The 13,944-nt window shown below is 60.2% G+C and carries 13 protein-coding genes; 2 read left to right on the top strand and 11 right to left on the bottom strand.

Going from position 1 to position 13,944, the window contains the following annotated elements:
- Window positions 1-95 precede the first annotated feature (95 nt).
- From pcaC to pcaR, 11 genes are all read right to left on the bottom strand, one after another.
- Window positions 96-488, bottom strand: a complete 393-nt coding sequence (gene pcaC, locus PMI23_RS22915) for a 4-carboxymuconolactone decarboxylase (protein ID WP_007917093.1) — start codon at window positions 486-488, stop codon at window positions 96-98.
- Between the two features lie 13 nt (window positions 489-501).
- Window positions 502-1,290 carry a 3-oxoadipate enol-lactonase gene (gene pcaD / locus PMI23_RS22910; RefSeq protein ID WP_007917094.1) on the bottom strand — a complete coding sequence of 263 codons (789 nt, stop codon included), beginning with the start codon at window positions 1,288-1,290 and terminating at the stop codon, window positions 502-504.
- Window positions 1,291-1,302: 12 nt separating this feature from the next.
- Window positions 1,303-2,667 (bottom strand): 3-carboxy-cis,cis-muconate cycloisomerase, encoded by a 1,365-nt coding sequence (locus PMI23_RS22905; RefSeq protein ID WP_007917095.1) that lies wholly within the window; start codon window positions 2,665-2,667, stop codon window positions 1,303-1,305.
- Between the two features lie 46 nt (window positions 2,668-2,713).
- Window positions 2,714-4,009, bottom strand: coding sequence for an MFS family transporter (locus PMI23_RS22900; RefSeq protein WP_007917096.1), 1,296 nt, complete (start codon window positions 4,007-4,009; stop codon window positions 2,714-2,716).
- 187 nt (window positions 4,010-4,196) lie between these two features.
- Window positions 4,197-4,763 (bottom strand): protocatechuate 3,4-dioxygenase subunit alpha, encoded by a 567-nt coding sequence (gene pcaG / locus PMI23_RS22895; RefSeq protein ID WP_007917097.1) that lies wholly within the window; start codon window positions 4,761-4,763, stop codon window positions 4,197-4,199.
- Window position 4,764: 1 nt separating this feature from the next.
- Entirely contained in the window at window positions 4,765-5,469 is a 705-nt protein-coding gene (gene pcaH, locus PMI23_RS22890; RefSeq protein WP_007917099.1) for a protocatechuate 3,4-dioxygenase subunit beta, read from the bottom strand.
- Between the two features lie 36 nt (window positions 5,470-5,505).
- Window positions 5,506-6,711, bottom strand: coding sequence for a 3-oxoadipyl-CoA thiolase (pcaF, locus tag PMI23_RS22885; protein ID WP_177321066.1), 1,206 nt, complete (start codon window positions 6,709-6,711; stop codon window positions 5,506-5,508).
- Entirely contained in the window at window positions 6,708-7,490 is a 783-nt protein-coding gene (locus tag PMI23_RS22880) for a CoA-transferase subunit beta (RefSeq protein ID WP_176472360.1), read from the bottom strand. The genes pcaF and PMI23_RS22880 overlap by 4 nt, the downstream gene beginning before the upstream one ends.
- Entirely contained in the window at window positions 7,487-8,344 is an 858-nt protein-coding gene (locus PMI23_RS22875; RefSeq protein ID WP_007917105.1) for a CoA transferase subunit A, read from the bottom strand. Before PMI23_RS22875 ends, PMI23_RS22880 begins: the two co-directional genes overlap by 4 nt.
- A 262-nt stretch (window positions 8,345-8,606) precedes the next feature.
- Complete coding sequence (locus PMI23_RS22870; RefSeq protein WP_007917107.1) at window positions 8,607-9,953, bottom strand: MFS transporter; 1,347 nt, start codon at window positions 9,951-9,953, stop codon at window positions 8,607-8,609.
- Window positions 9,954-10,247: 294 nt separating this feature from the next.
- Window positions 10,248-11,090 carry a pca regulon transcriptional regulator PcaR gene (gene pcaR, locus PMI23_RS22865; protein ID WP_007917109.1) on the bottom strand — a complete coding sequence of 281 codons (843 nt, stop codon included), beginning with the start codon at window positions 11,088-11,090 and terminating at the stop codon, window positions 10,248-10,250.
- Window positions 11,091-11,740: 650 nt separating this feature from the next.
- Here pcaR and PMI23_RS22860 point away from each other — a divergent pair.
- Together PMI23_RS22860 and PMI23_RS22855 are read left to right on the top strand one after the other, a co-directional pair.
- Window positions 11,741-11,941, top strand: a complete 201-nt coding sequence (locus PMI23_RS22860; RefSeq protein WP_008080067.1) for a hypothetical protein — start codon at window positions 11,741-11,743, stop codon at window positions 11,939-11,941.
- A gap of 374 nt (window positions 11,942-12,315) precedes the next feature.
- Entirely contained in the window at window positions 12,316-13,791 is a 1,476-nt protein-coding gene (locus PMI23_RS22855; RefSeq protein WP_007917114.1) for an inorganic phosphate transporter, read from the top strand.
- Window positions 13,792-13,944: the final 153 nt, after the last annotated feature.

Here is a 13,944-nt window from a genome sequence, read left to right as displayed (position 1 = left end):
GCTCCCACAGGGATTTTCAGCGAACACAGATTTTGTGCACACCTGAAAAACCTGTGGGAGCTGGCTTGCCAGCGATGGCGTCAGCTCAGGCAACATCACTCCCGGGATTCGACTCCTAGCTCATCCCAAACCGATTCAGCCAGATGAAACGTCGCATTCGCCGCCGGAATCCCGCAGTAGATCGCGCTCTGCATGATCACTTCCTTGATCTCGCCCCGGCTCACGCCATTGTTGGCCGCCGCACGCAGGTGAAGTTTCAGCTCACCTTCGCGGTTCATGCCGATCAGCATGGCGATGGTGATCAGGCTGCGCGTGTGCCGAGGCAAACCCGGACGCGTCCAGATATCACCCCAGGCGTGGCGGGTGATCATCTCCTGAAACTCCGAGTTGAACTCGGTCAGCGTGGTCAGGCTGCGATCGACATGCGCATCACCGAGCACCGCGCGGCGCACTTGCATGCCTTCGTCGTAACGTTGTTTCTCGTCCACGAAAATCCCCTTATCAGGCGTTTAGAAACGCCAACACACGATCACTGAAATCCGCGCCAGCCTGCACGTTGGACAGGTGCGCCGCGTAGAACTCGGCGTACTGGGCACCGCGTACATGCTCCTGAATGAAATGCCCACCGGCCGGCGGCGTCACCGCGTCTTCGGTGCCGGCAATCACCAGCAACGGCACGTTGATCGACGCCAGTTGCTCGCGGAAATCGGCATCCCGCACCGCCGCGCAGTTGGCCGCATAACCCTCAGGCGAAGTCGCTGCGAGCATGTCGGTAATCTGTTTGGCAGCCGCCGGATGCGCCGCCGAAAAGTCCGGTGTAAACCAGCGGGCAATCGACGCATCACGCAAGGCAACCATCGCCGCCGCGCCGTCACGCAACACGGTTTCGATGCGTGGATTCCACACCGACGGATCGCCGATTTTTGCCGCCGTGTTGCAGACGATCAGCTTGTGCAGACGATGACCAGCGTTGATCCCCAGCCACTGCCCGATCAGACCGCCCATCGACAGCCCGCAGAAATGCGCGCGCTCGATGTGCAGCGCATCCAGCAGACCGAGCACGTCATGACCCAGTTGTTCGATGCTGTAAGGCCCCGGCGTCACCAGCGATTGGCCATGGCCACGGGTATCGAAACGCAGCACGCGAAAATGCTCGGTAAATGCCGGCATCTGTGCGTCCCACATGTGCAGATCAGTGCCCAGCGAGTTGGACAACACCAGCACCGGTGCATCGACCGGGCCCTCGATTTGATAGTGCAGTTCGCCATCGGCGAGTTGAACGAAAGCCACAGCCCTCTCCTTTCAGACAGACAATGCGTTGTGTTCGGCTACCGCACGCTCGACCCAGACTTGCGCCTGACCGAGGTAATGGGCGGGGTTCAAAAGTTGATCGAGTTCAGCGCTGCTCAACTCGGCGGTGACTTGCGGTTCGTCACCGAGCACGGCGCGCAAATGGCGTTGTTCGGCCACCGCGCGTTTGCAGCATTGCTCAAGCAGATGATGCGCGGTGTCGCGGCCAACACGCTGGGCAAGGACGATGCTCACGGCTTCGGCCAGCACCAGCCCCTGCGTCAATTCAAGGTTTCGGCCCATGCGCTCGGCATCGACTTCCAGTCCATCGGCGAGTAACCGAGCCTGTTGCAGCGACCCCGAAACGAGGCAGCAAATCTCCGGCAAGGTTTCCCATTCGGCATGCCACAGGCCGAGGCTGCGTTCGTGCTCCTGCGGCATCGCGCTGAACAGCGTCGAGACCAGACCGGGCACGCGCGTCGCTGCGCCAATCAACACCGCTGCACCCACTGGATTGCGCTTGTGCGGCATGGTCGACGAGCCACCCTTGCCCGGTGCCGATGGCTCGAACACTTCTGCTGCTTCGGTCTGCATCAACAGGCTGATGTCGCGGCCGAATTTGCCGAGGCTGCCGGCGATCAAACCGAGCACTGCGCCGAACTCGACCACGCGATCACGCTGGGTGTGCCACGGTTGTTCGGGCAAGGTCAGTTGCAGTTCTTCGGCCAACGCTTGGGCAATCGGCAAGGCCTGTTCGCCCAACGCGGCGAGGGTCCCGGATGCACCACCGAATTGCAGCACTAGCAAACGCGGTTTGAGTTCGCGCAGGCGCTGACGACTGCGAGTGACAGCGCCTAACCATCCGGCGATTTTCATGCCGAGGGTTACCGGCGTCGCGTGTTGCAGCCAGGTGCGTCCGGCAAGCGGCGTCGAGGCATGACGTTGCGCCTGAACCGCGAGGGAATCGGCCAATTGCGCCAGATCGCTTTCAATCAGTGCCAGCGCCTGCCGCAATTGCAGCACCAGCCCGGAATCCATCACGTCCTGACTGGTCGCACCCAAATGCACATAACGCTCGGCTTGTGCATCGGTCGCGGCAATCTGTTTACCCAACGCCTTGACCAGCGGAATCGCCGAATTGCCGGCTGTGGCAATCGCCTCGCCCAGTGCCGCGAAATCATACAGACCGGCACTGCAAGCCGTCGCAATCGGTGCCACCGCAGAGGAAGGAATCAAACCAACCCGCGCCTCGGCCCGGGCCAGCGCCGCTTCAAAATCGAGCATCGCCTGCACGCGGCCCTGATCGCAGAACACTTCACGCATATCGCGGGCAGTGAAGTAGGCATCGAACAATTGATTGCCCGGTCGCTGAGTCATAAACAGTCCTTGCCGGCGCGGGCCATGACAGCCCGCGCACTTCGGGTTAGAGATCGTGGTGCAAATACGCCGCCTGTTTCGGCAGGCGCAGACTGAACAGGAAGGCGATCGCCATCATCGCCGTCACGTACCAGTAGAAGGAGTTTTCCATGCCGATGTTCTTCAGGCTCAGGGCGACGAATTCCGCCGAACCGCCGAAGATCGCATTCGCCACCGCGTAAGCCAGACCGACGCCGAGGGCGCGGACTTCCGGCGGAAACATTTCGGCTTTAACCAGGCCGCTGATCGAGGTGTAGAAACTGACAATCGCCAGCGCTACGGTGATCAGCACAAACGCGAGGAACGGGCTGCTGACGCTTTTCAGGCTCAACAGAATCGGCACAGTAAACAGCGTACCGAGTGCGCCGAACCAGAGCATCGAATTACGTCGACCGATCTTGTCGGCGAGCATGCCGAACAGCGGCTGCATGCACATATACAGGAACAGCGCGCCGGTCATGATGTAGCTGGCGGTCTTGGCGTGCATGCCGGCGGTGTTCACCAGATATTTCTGCATGTAGGTGGTGAAGGTGTAGAAAATCAGCGAGCCACCGGCGGTGTAGCCGAGCACGGTGATGAACGCAGCTTTGTGATCGCGGAACAGCGCGGCAATGCTGCCGGCGTCCTTGTGTTCGCGGGTTTCCTTGTTGGTGGTTTCTTTCAGACTGCGACGCAGAAACAGCGAAATCAATGCCGCCACCGCACCGACCACAAACGGAATCCGCCAGCCGTAGGCACGCAGGTCTTCTTCGGTGAGGAATTGCTGCAGAACCACCACCAGCGACACGGCCAGCAATTGGCCGCCAATCAACGTCACGTACTGGAACGAGGCGAAAAATCCGCGCTGGCCCTTGAGGGCGACTTCGCTCATGTAGGTGGCGGTGGTGCCGTACTCGCCGCCGACCGACAGGCCTTGCAGCAAACGTGCGAACAACAGCAGGACCGGCGCCCAGACGCCGATGTCTTTATAGGTCGGCAGGCAGGCGATCAGCAACGAGCCGAAGCACATCATCAGAATCGAGATGAGCATCGAATTCTTGCGCCCGTGCTTGTCGGCGACCCGGCCAAAAATCCAGCCACCAATCGGGCGCATCAGGAAGCCGGCAGCGAACACGCCAGCGGTGTTGACCAGTTGCACCGTCGGGTTGTCGGAGGGGAAAAACGCCGGGGCGAAATAGATCGCGCAGAAGGCGTAGACGTAGAAGTCGAACCATTCGACGAGGTTGCCGGACGAGGCGCCGACAATGGCAAAGATGCGCTTGCTGCGCTCTTCGCCGGTGTAATGGGAGGTGGTGGTTGTCATTGTTTTTCACTCGATAGGGACAGTGAGAGTCTAGACATACTTTGCAACAGTCCCGTTCCACATCCTATATCGATCGTTCCCACGCTCCGCGTGGTAACGCATTCGGTGACGCTCCGCGTCACAGTGGACGCGGAGCGTCCATGGCGGCATTCCCACGCAGAGCGTGGGAACGATCAGTTGTCAGCGATCAGTAATCGAAGAACACGGTTTCGGCATCAGTGCCCTGCAGAATCACATTCCACTCGTAAACGCCCGACGCATCCTTTTTCGCCAGCAAGGTCGTGCGACGTTCAGCCGGCACACATTCGAGCAACGGATCATCAACGTTGGCCGGCTCGCCCTCAAAGTAGATCCGCGTCAGCAAGTGCTTCACCAGGCCACGGGCAAACACCAGCACCACCAGATGCGGCGCCTGGGTCGAGCCCTTCAGGCCTTCAACCGTGCCCGGTTTGATCGTGGTGAAGCGGAAGCGCCCTTCCGCATCCACCGGCACCCGGCCAAAACCTTCAAAGTGCGGATCGAGCGGTTTGTCCTGCTCGTCTTCCGGGTGGTCGTACTTGCCGGCGGCGTTGGCCTGCCAGACTTCGAGCATGGCGTCGTTGACGACATCGCCGTTGCCATCCACCACTTGCCCGGTGATCGCAACGCGTTCGCCCAGAGTCTGTTCGACGGTGAGGTCTTCACGGTTCAGCCAGGTCAGACCGATGTGGTAGTACGGCCCGACGGTGTGGGACGTGGTCGCAGTCAGCGTCATCTTATTTCTCCATCGGCGTGGCTTCACGCCCGCGCAGCACGATGTCCCAGCGATAACCGAGGGCGTAGGACGGAATGGTTTTTTCCAGATCGAAACTGGCGATCAGGCGTTCCTTGGCCGAAGTATCCGGCACGCAGTTGTAGATCGGGTCGTAGGCCAGCAGCGGATCGCCCGGGAAATACATTTGCGTGACCAGACGGGTGAGGATGCTCGGCCCGAACAGCGAAAAGTGGATGTGCGCCGGGCGCCAGGCGTTGTGGTGGTTGCCCCACGGGTAGGCGCCGGGTTTGATGGTCTGGAATTGATACCAGCCGTCGGCGTCGGTGACGGTGCGGCCGGTGCCGGTGAAATTCGGGTCCAGCGGCGCGTCGTGCAGGTCGCGTTTGTGGTTGTAGCGGCCGGCGGCGTTGGCCTGCCAGATCTCCACCAGAATTCCCGGCACCGGCAGACCATTTTCATCGAGCACGCGGCCGTGAATGATGATGCGTTCGCCCTGCGGCTCGCCTTCGTGCTGCGCGGTCAGGTCATTATCGGTGTCGCCCACGTGCTCGGCGCCGATGGTCGGGCCGGTGATTTCCGACAGCGAGTGCGGCAGAAACACCAACGGCTTCGACGGCGAGCGCAGGTTGGTGGATTGATACGTCGGGTGCAGGTACTCAGGCTGAGTGCCTTCCTGCGGACGACGGTAACCAGGCTTGTCAGACATGTCGCTTTCCTCTGTTCTTTTTCGTCACGGCTTGCGTCAGACGCGTTCGATGGCCAGGGCCAGACCTTGGCCGACACCGACGCACATGGTCGCCAGACCTTTCTTGCCTTGAATCTTTTCAAGCTGATGCAGCGCGGTCAGCACCAGACGCGCACCGCTCATGCCCAACGGATGACCGAGGGCGATCGCGCCGCCATTCGGATTGACCTGCGCGGCGTCATCCGCCAGACCCAGTTCACGCAGTACCGCCAAACCTTGGCTGGCAAACGCTTCGTTGAGTTCGATCACGTCGAAATCGCTGACCGCGACACCGAGGCGCTCGATCAATTTGCGCACCGCTGGCACCGGGCCGATGCCCATCACCCGAGGGGCGACACCAGCACTAGCCATGCCGAGCACTTTGGCGCGGGCGGTCAGGCCATGTTTTTTTACGGCTTCGGCGGAAGCCAGAATCAGCGCGGCGGCACCGTCGTTAACGCCGGAGGCATTGCCGGCGGTGACGGTTTTGTCCGGGCCGTTGACCGGTTTCAGCTTGGTCAGCGCTGCGAGGGTCGTGTCGGCGCGAGGATGTTCATCCTGGCTAACCACGGTTTCGCCCTTTTTGTGGGCAATCCGCACTTCGACGATTTCTTCAGCGAAGTAGCCAGCAGCCTGCGCAGCGGCGGTACGTTGCTGGCTGCGCAGGGCAAAAGCGTCTTGATCGGCGCGCGAGACTTTATAGTCGTCGGCGACGTTATCGGCGGTCTGTGGCATCGCGTCGACGCCGTACTGCGCCTTCATCAACGGGTTGATGAAACGCCAGCCGATGGTGGTGTCTTCCAGCTTCATGTTGCGCGAAAACGCTGCGTCAGCCTTGCCCATCACAAACGGCGCGCGGGACATCGACTCGACACCGCCGGCAATCGCCAGCTCCATCTCGCCGCTGGCGATGGCACGGAATGCCGTGCCGATCGCATCCATGCCCGAAGCGCAAAGACGATTGAGGGTCACGCCCGGCACGCTGTCCGGCAGGCCTGCCAACAGCAGCGCCATGCGCGCGACGTTGCGGTTGTCTTCGCCGGCCTGGTTGGCGCAACCGAGGAACACTTCGTCGATGGCGCTCCAGTCCACCGACGGATTGCGTTCCATCAGGGCCTTGATCGGCACAGCGGCCAGGTCGTCGGCGCGAACGGCAGACAAACCGCCGCCGAACCGGCCAATCGGGGTGCGAATCGCATCGCAGATATAAACCTCACGCATCATGCTTCTCCCGGTGCCTGGCCGTGGGCGGCGGCCGTGCGCGCTTCGAGATCGCGCAGCGCCGTCAGTTCGACGTCGGTCGGTTCAGCGGTGGTTTCGACGTTGTCAGCAAAACGAACCGCCCAACCGGTGGCCGCGACCACTTGCTCGCGGGTTACGCCCGGATGCAGTGCGGTGACCACAAATTCGTGGGTGCCCTCTTCCGGCTCCATGATGCACAGGTCGGTGATGATCCCGACCGGACCGGCGCCCGGCAGGCCCAGACGTTTGCGCGAATCACCGCCCTCGCCGTGACCGACCGAGGTGATGAAATCGAGTTTGTCGACGAACGAACGCGCCGACTGTTTAAGGATGATCAACACGCTTTTCGCCGAACCGGCAATTTCCGGCGCGCCACCGGCACCTGGCAGACGCACTTTCGGCGAGAAGTAATCGCCGACCACGGTGGTGTTGATGTTGCCGAAACGGTCGACCTGCGCGGCGCCGAGAAAACCGACGTCGATGCGCCCGCCCTGCAACCAGTAGCGAAAAATCTCACCGGTCGGTACGACGGTGTCAGCGGTTTCAGCGAGTTCGCCGTCACCGATCGACAGCGGCAGCACACTTGGCTTGGCGCCAATCGGACCCGATTCGTAGATCAGCACCACGTCCGGCGAAGAAGTCAGGCGCGCAAGGTTGGCGGCTTTCGACGGCAGGCCGATGCCGACGAAGCACACCGAGCCGTTCTTCAGGCGACGGGCCGCGGCGACGGTCATCATTTCATTGGTGGTGTAAGTCATTATTTGGCCTCCGAAGCAGCGGCCAACTTGGCCTGGAACGCGCTGAAGTCAGCGCAGCCATGGATGTATTCGTTGATCCACGCAGTAAACGTCTCACGGTCTCGGGCGATCGGATCCCACGCCTGATAGAAACGATTGTCGCGCTCGTTGTAACCGTGGGCGTAGGAAGGATGTGCGCCGCCGGGAACATGGCAGACCGCGCTCAAGGCCCAGGTCGGCAATACACAAGAGTTCATCGGCGCGTTGAGGTCATCGACGATTTCTTCAACCGTGACGATGCAGCGCTTGGCGGCCAGTGCGGCTTCTTTCTGCACACCAAGAATGCCCCACAGCAACACGTTGCCCTGGCGGTCGGCTTTCTGTGCGTGGATCACGGTCACGTCCGGACGCACCGACGGCACCGCCGCCAACACTTCACCGGTGAACGGGCAGGTCACGGTTTTGATCAGCGGATTGACCTTTGGCAGGTCGGAACCGGCGTAGGCTCGCAGCACCGCGAACGGTAGGCCGGAGGCGCCGGCGACGTAGGCATTGGCCAGGTCGGCGTGGCTGTGCTCTTCGATTTCGAGAGCGTGCGGCCATTGCTTCTCGACCGCATCACGCAGACGGTGCAGCGAACCCACGCCAGGGTTGCCGCCCCAGGAGAAAATCAATTTGCGGGCACAACCGGCACCGATCAGTTGGTCGTAGATCAGGTCAGGCGTCATCCGCACCAGCGTCAGATCTTTCTTGCCCTGACGAATGATTTCATGACCCGCTGCTGTAGGGATCAGGTGAGTGAAGCCTTCGAGTGCGACGGTGTCACCGTCGTTGACGAATTGCTTCACCGCGTCGTGCAGCGAAAGGATCTCAGCCATGGAGCGGGCTCCTGTTTTTGTAATGAATCGCCAGTGATAAAAAGGCGCGAGGTTCAGCGCCGGAGTGACTGAAGATTAAGCCTGGGAAAATCACCAAACAATCCGATAATCGACTGAGTGTTCGTTTATCGAACGGATTGTTGTCAACCTATCGGTTCGTGTTGCCTGCAAAAGATCGCAGCCTTCGGCAGCTCCTACAGGGTTACGCGTTCACATGTAGGAGCTGCCGAAGGCTGCGATCTTTTCGCTTTACATCGAAATATCAGGTCGCATCCGCATGACTGACCATGCCTTTGATCAGCACCGCCGTGGTGGCCAACGCCGCCGGAATCACCAACGCCGTCAGCACCTGCTCGAAATTCCAGCCCAGGCCCAACAACGTCGCGCCCATCCACGCCCCGAGAATCGCGCCAAAGCGGCCAATCCCCAGCATCCACGAGACCCCGGTCGCCCGCCCTTGGGTCGGATAAAACCGCGCCGCCAGTGACGGCATCGCCGACTGCGCACCGTTCACGCACATCCCCGCCACCAGCACCAACGTCGCCAGCAACGTGATATTGCCCAGGCTCTGCCCCACCGCGTAGGCAAACACCCCGGCCAGCAGGTAGAACGTGCCGATGACCTTGTGCGGATTGAAGCGGTCCATTGCCCAGCCCACCGCCACCGCACTCAACACCCCACCAAACTGGAACAACGCACCGATAAACGCGGCTTGTTCCATGCTCGCGCCACTGTCACGCATCAGCGTCGGCAGCCAACTGGTCAGCAGGTAAACGATCACCAGGCCCATGAAATAGGTCAGCCACAGCAGCAAGGTGCCAGTGCTGTAAGTACCGGAGAAAATCACCGCGAACACGTTTCGCGCCTTGACGGTTTTCTGTTCCGGCACGCTGAAGCTGGAAGCCTGGGCCACAGTGAGCGGATCAATCGGCGCCAGGGTTTTGCGGATTTTGTCAGTGCCACGATTGCGGACTACAAGGTAGCGCGCCGATTCCGGCAGCCAGAACAGCAGCACCACGGCGAGGATCAGCGGCAAGATCCCGCCGATCAGCAGCAGGCTGTGCCAGCCGAACGCGGGGATCAGCTTGGCGGAAATAAACCCGCCACCGGCCATACCGAGGTTGAAACCGCAGAACATGCTGGTCACCAGCAGCGATTTCTTGCGCTCCGGGGTGTATTCCGAGAGCAGCGTGGTGGCGTTGGGCATGCCGGCGCCCAGACCCAGACCGGTGAGGAAGCGCAACACCAACAGTTGTTCGACGTTGGTGCTGTACGCCGAAGCAAGGCTGAAGGCGCCGAACAGAACCACAGCGCCCACCAGTACGACTTTTCGCCCGAAGCGGTCAGCCAATGGACCGGAACCCAGTGCGCCGAAGACCATACCGATCAACGCCGCACTCATCACCGGGCCAAGACTGGCGCGGTCGATGCCCCAGTCCTGCGACAGCGCCGGGGCAATGAAGCCCATCGCGGCGGTGTCGAGGCCATCGAGAAAGACAATCAGGAAACACAAGATCACCACCCGCCACTGATAGCGCGAGATCGGTTGGGCATTGATGAAGGTCTGCACGTCGAGGCAGTTACCTACAGCGGACTGAGGCTGGTTCATTATTTTTATTCCACGCAAAAAACGCAGTCGAACGGCGGCCGGCCAGAGAGCGGCACGGTCACAAGAATAGAAGGTCTGGATCAGGCGTTGCGGGAAACCCGGCAACAGCGGGTGGAGCGGAGACAGTCGGAGAGCGTGCGCATGGTGAGTTGCCTCTTGTCATTATTATGGGAGTCGACAGTCCGGCGGGCTCATTCACATCAGCGCCGGATGACGCTGCCGCGACATTAATGATCCGAGGGTTTTAGCGTCAATTCGATAAACGCAACACTGTGCGTTTATCGAACAGCTTCATCAGGCGAACAGCTGTGCGCTGAGGTCGCGACTGGCACTGAGCAAGCCCGGCAGGAAGCGCTGCTCCAGCTCGGTCCGACTGACGCGACCGGCGTGGGTACTGACGTTGAGCGCCGCCACCACTTGGCCCGAGGCATCGTAGACCGGCACGGCAATCGAACGCAGGCCTTGTTCCAGTTCCTGATCGACAATGCACCAGCCTTGCTGCCGCACTTCCTGCAGACATTCGAGCAACGCATCAGGGGTATGGATCGTGCGACTGGTCTTGGCGACCAGTTCGGCGTGATCGAGGTACTCACGCAACGACGTATCGTCGAGGGCCGCCAGCAGAATCCGGCCCATCGATGTGCAATACGCCGGCAACCGACCGCCCACCGACAGATCCACCGATATCAGCCGTTGGGTGGTCGCCGAACGCGCGATGTAGAGAATGTCGTCGCCTTCAAGCGTGGCCATGTTGCAGGCTTCGTGCAGTTGCTCGCTCATGCGGTCGAGGTAGGGCTGGGCGGACACCGCCAACGGCGTCGACGACAGATACGCGTGGCCGAGGGTCAGCACTTTGGGCAGCAACGAATAGGTGCGCCCGTCGGTGGTGGCGTAGCCGAGTTTGATCAGCGTATGCAGACACCGGCGCACGGCGGCGCGAGGAATTTCCGTGCGGTGACTGATTTGGGCGATGGTCAGATGACGCTTGCGCTCCTGAAACGCCTGCACCACCGCCAAGCCCCGGGCCAGCGAGGTCATGAAGTCCGGATCACCGGTCAACGCCTGGATGCGTTTGGCCGGCGAGGCGACGATCGGCGGCGCCACGGAGGTGAAAGAGTTGCGCATTTGATCGTTCATTTCTTGTCCTTTTATCCGGCACGGATCAATGGGCTATACAAGCGGCTCGCCAACAAATGCACAAGCGTCGGACCTGCAAGATTGGGCGATTATCGAACCGCGGGCCGATAATCGCAATCAGCCATGCGGCTCGCGTCAACGCTCCAAGGGTTCGGCTGAACTTTGGCTTTTATCTGAATCACGGCCTTAGTTGTTCGACTAAATGGCGCCAAAAACAGATCGCTCGCTAAATAGTGGGCGTCTGCACTTCAACTAGCGAGAAAAGTTGCGAGTCACAAAACAATCACACATTCAGAACCGTTTTTAACTTGGCAAAGATAGTCATTCCTGAATCGACCGCTATAATGCACCTCAGTGGCACCTCGTTTTTAAACGCAGAGGTCGTCACCCGCTGCGGCGATGTCCATCGCCAACAGCCCGGCCAGCGCCTGACGCGCATCACTCATGCAACGCCTGCGCTCGCTGAAACAGGAAACTGATGCTGCGTCAGTTTTTATCTGGTGCCGTAGCCGCCTGTAACACGGAAGTCTTGATCGCCCCACCGATTACACCAATGCCTGTTCAGGTGCTGGATGCTCGGTGGCTTCGTTCAATCGATTCGTTGCAGTGCGTTTCACCAGACACTTAACTCAACTCATACAGGTAGCACTGTGACGAAAGACGAACTGCGCGCGGAACTTGAGCGCCAGGAACAACGTTACAAGGAAGTTTACGGCGGGGAAGTCACCACCTACGCCGCTCAGCCCGAACCGGAACGCAAAGCGTGGCGTAAACGCCCGACCGTTCAGGATCAGGTCTTCAAGCAAGAAATCGAAAAGATCGAAAAGGAACTCAAAGCCGAAGAGCCTTGAGCCACAGTTTTTCGATCGTTGAAGGTTTTACGTCCACACCGGTTACAAGCGCGGTGGAACGACGATGCCTTGCGCGCCCGCTACCCGCGGGCAGCGGCCATCATCCGATCTGGCAGACTGAGGACGGGCGTCCTACAGGTTTCACAGATATTTCAGACAAGCGTTCGAGACCTCTCCGCGACGATGAAATCGCCTGCGAAATGAGCCTTTTACTATATAAATCAATGACTTGAAAAACCCTGTGCTGCGCTGGGTTTTCATGCGCTGCAACAAATTAAATCGAAGAAGTGTGTAACCGATGAGCAGGTAGGGGATCGATTTCCAGTCTTTTCTGGCATAATCGCGCCCCCTTACGACCGGGTCAGAAAACCTTCATGATCGATTTATTCAGCGGACTGGATGCTTGGGTGCTTGTGAGCCTCTTGCTCGCCCTGACGTTTGTCCTCGCCTTCGAGTTCATCAATGGATTTCATGACACCGCTAACGCGGTAGCCACTGTTATCTACACCAAAGCCATGCCGCCCCACCTGGCGGTGTTCTTTTCCGGTGTGTTCAATTTCCTCGGCGTGCTGCTGGGCGGCGTTGGCGTGGCGTATGCCATTGTCCATTTGCTGCCGGTTGAACTGCTGATCAATGTGAACACCGGCCATGGCCTGGCGATGGTGTTCTCGTTGCTCGCCGCGGCAATCGCCTGGAACCTGGGCACCTGGTACTTCGGTATCCCGGCTTCCAGCTCGCACACCTTGATCGGCTCGATCCTCGGTGTCGGCCTGGCCAACGCCCTGATCAACGACATTCCGTTGGCCGACGGCGTGAACTGGCAGAAAGCGATCGACATTGGCGCCTCGCTGGTGTTCTCGCCAATGGCCGGCTTCCTGATCGCCGCGCTGATTCTGATCGGCCTGAAATGGTGGCGTCCGCTGTCGAAGATGCACAAGACACCGGAACAGCGCCGCAAGATCGACGACAAGAAGCATCCACCGTTCTGGAACCGTCTGGTCCTGGTGATCTCGGCGATGGCCGTGAGCTTCGTGCACGGCTCCAACGATGGCCAGAAAGGCATCGGCCTGATCATGCTGGTGCTGATCGGTATCGTCCCGGCGCAGTTCGTTCTCGACCTGAACAGCACCACGTATCAGATCGAACGCACTCGCGACGCGACCCTGCACCTGAGCCAGTTCTACCAGCGCAACGCCGATTCGCTGGGTGAATTCCTGGCCTTGGGCAAGAGCGTAGAAGGCGACCTGCCGGAGAAATTCCGCTGCAACCCGCAGCAGACCGAACCGACCATCAGCGCCCTGCTGCACACGCTTAAAGGCGTAGCGGACTACCACTCGCTGTCGTCGGAAAGCCGTATCGAAGTACGTCGCTACCTGCTCTGCCTGGACGACACCGCGAAGAAGGTTGGCAAACTGCCTGGCCTGGAAGCCCGTGAAAAGGCTGACCTCGACAAGCTGCGCAAAGACCTGACCACCACCACTGAATACGCGCCGTTCTGGGTGATTCTGGCGGTTGCACTGGCCTTGGGCCTGGGCACCATGGTTGGCTGGAAACGCGTGGTGCTGACCATCGGCGAGAAGATCGGCAAGCAGGGCATGACCTATTCCCAGGGCATGTCCGCGCAGATCACTACTGCCAGTTTGATCGGCATGGCCAACATCTTCAGCCTGCCGGTGTCGACCACTCACGTGCTGTCTTCGGGCGTGGCGGGCACCATGGTCGCCAACAAGAGCGGCCTGCAGGGTGGCACGGTTCGCACCATTCTGTTGGCTTGGGTGTTGACCTTGCCGGCGACTGTGGCGCTGTCCGCTGGGTTGTTCTGGCTGGCTTCGAAGGCGCTGGGTAGCTGATAGATAGCGGGACATGAGAAAGGCGCGATTCGAGAGGATCGCGCCTTTTTTTGTGTTTGGGGGTTTGGGATTGGGGGGGGGCATATCCGTTGCTGCGGGTGTTGCCGCTGGCGGTTTCGCTCTTACAGCGAGTCACCTTTTCCAAACGCCGAA

It is taken from the genome of Pseudomonas sp. GM24, assembly GCF_000282235.1.
Taxonomy (GTDB): Bacteria; Pseudomonadota; Gammaproteobacteria; order Pseudomonadales; family Pseudomonadaceae; genus Aquipseudomonas.
Note: the sequence above shows the minus strand (reverse complement) of the source record. Positions and strands in the feature narration are given on the sequence as shown.

Bases quoted from the DNA above. Each gene is read 5' to 3' on its own strand.
- PMI23_RS22905 (WP_007917095.1), bottom strand. From the start codon at position 2,667: ATGACTCAGCGACCGGGCAATCAATTGTTCGATGCCTACTTCACTGCC.
- PMI23_RS22900 (WP_007917096.1), bottom strand. From the start codon at position 4,009: ATGACAACCACCACCTCCCATTACACCGGCGAAGAGCGCAGCAAGCGC.
- pcaG (WP_007917097.1), bottom strand. From the start codon at position 4,763: ATGACGCTGACTGCGACCACGTCCCACACCGTCGGGCCGTACTACCAC.
- pcaH (WP_007917099.1), bottom strand. From the start codon at position 5,469: ATGTCTGACAAGCCTGGTTACCGTCGTCCGCAGGAAGGCACTCAGCCT.
- pcaF (WP_177321066.1), bottom strand. From the start codon at position 6,711: ATGATGCGTGAGGTTTATATCTGCGATGCGATTCGCACCCCGATTGGC.
- PMI23_RS22875 (WP_007917105.1), bottom strand. From the start codon at position 8,344: ATGGCTGAGATCCTTTCGCTGCACGACGCGGTGAAGCAATTCGTCAAC.
- PMI23_RS22870 (WP_007917107.1), bottom strand. From the start codon at position 9,953: ATGAACCAGCCTCAGTCCGCTGTAGGTAACTGCCTCGACGTGCAGACC.
- pcaR (WP_007917109.1), bottom strand. From the start codon at position 11,090: ATGAACGATCAAATGCGCAACTCTTTCACCTCCGTGGCGCCGCCGATC.
- PMI23_RS22855 (WP_007917114.1), top strand. From the start codon at position 12,316: ATGATCGATTTATTCAGCGGACTGGATGCTTGGGTGCTTGTGAGCCTC.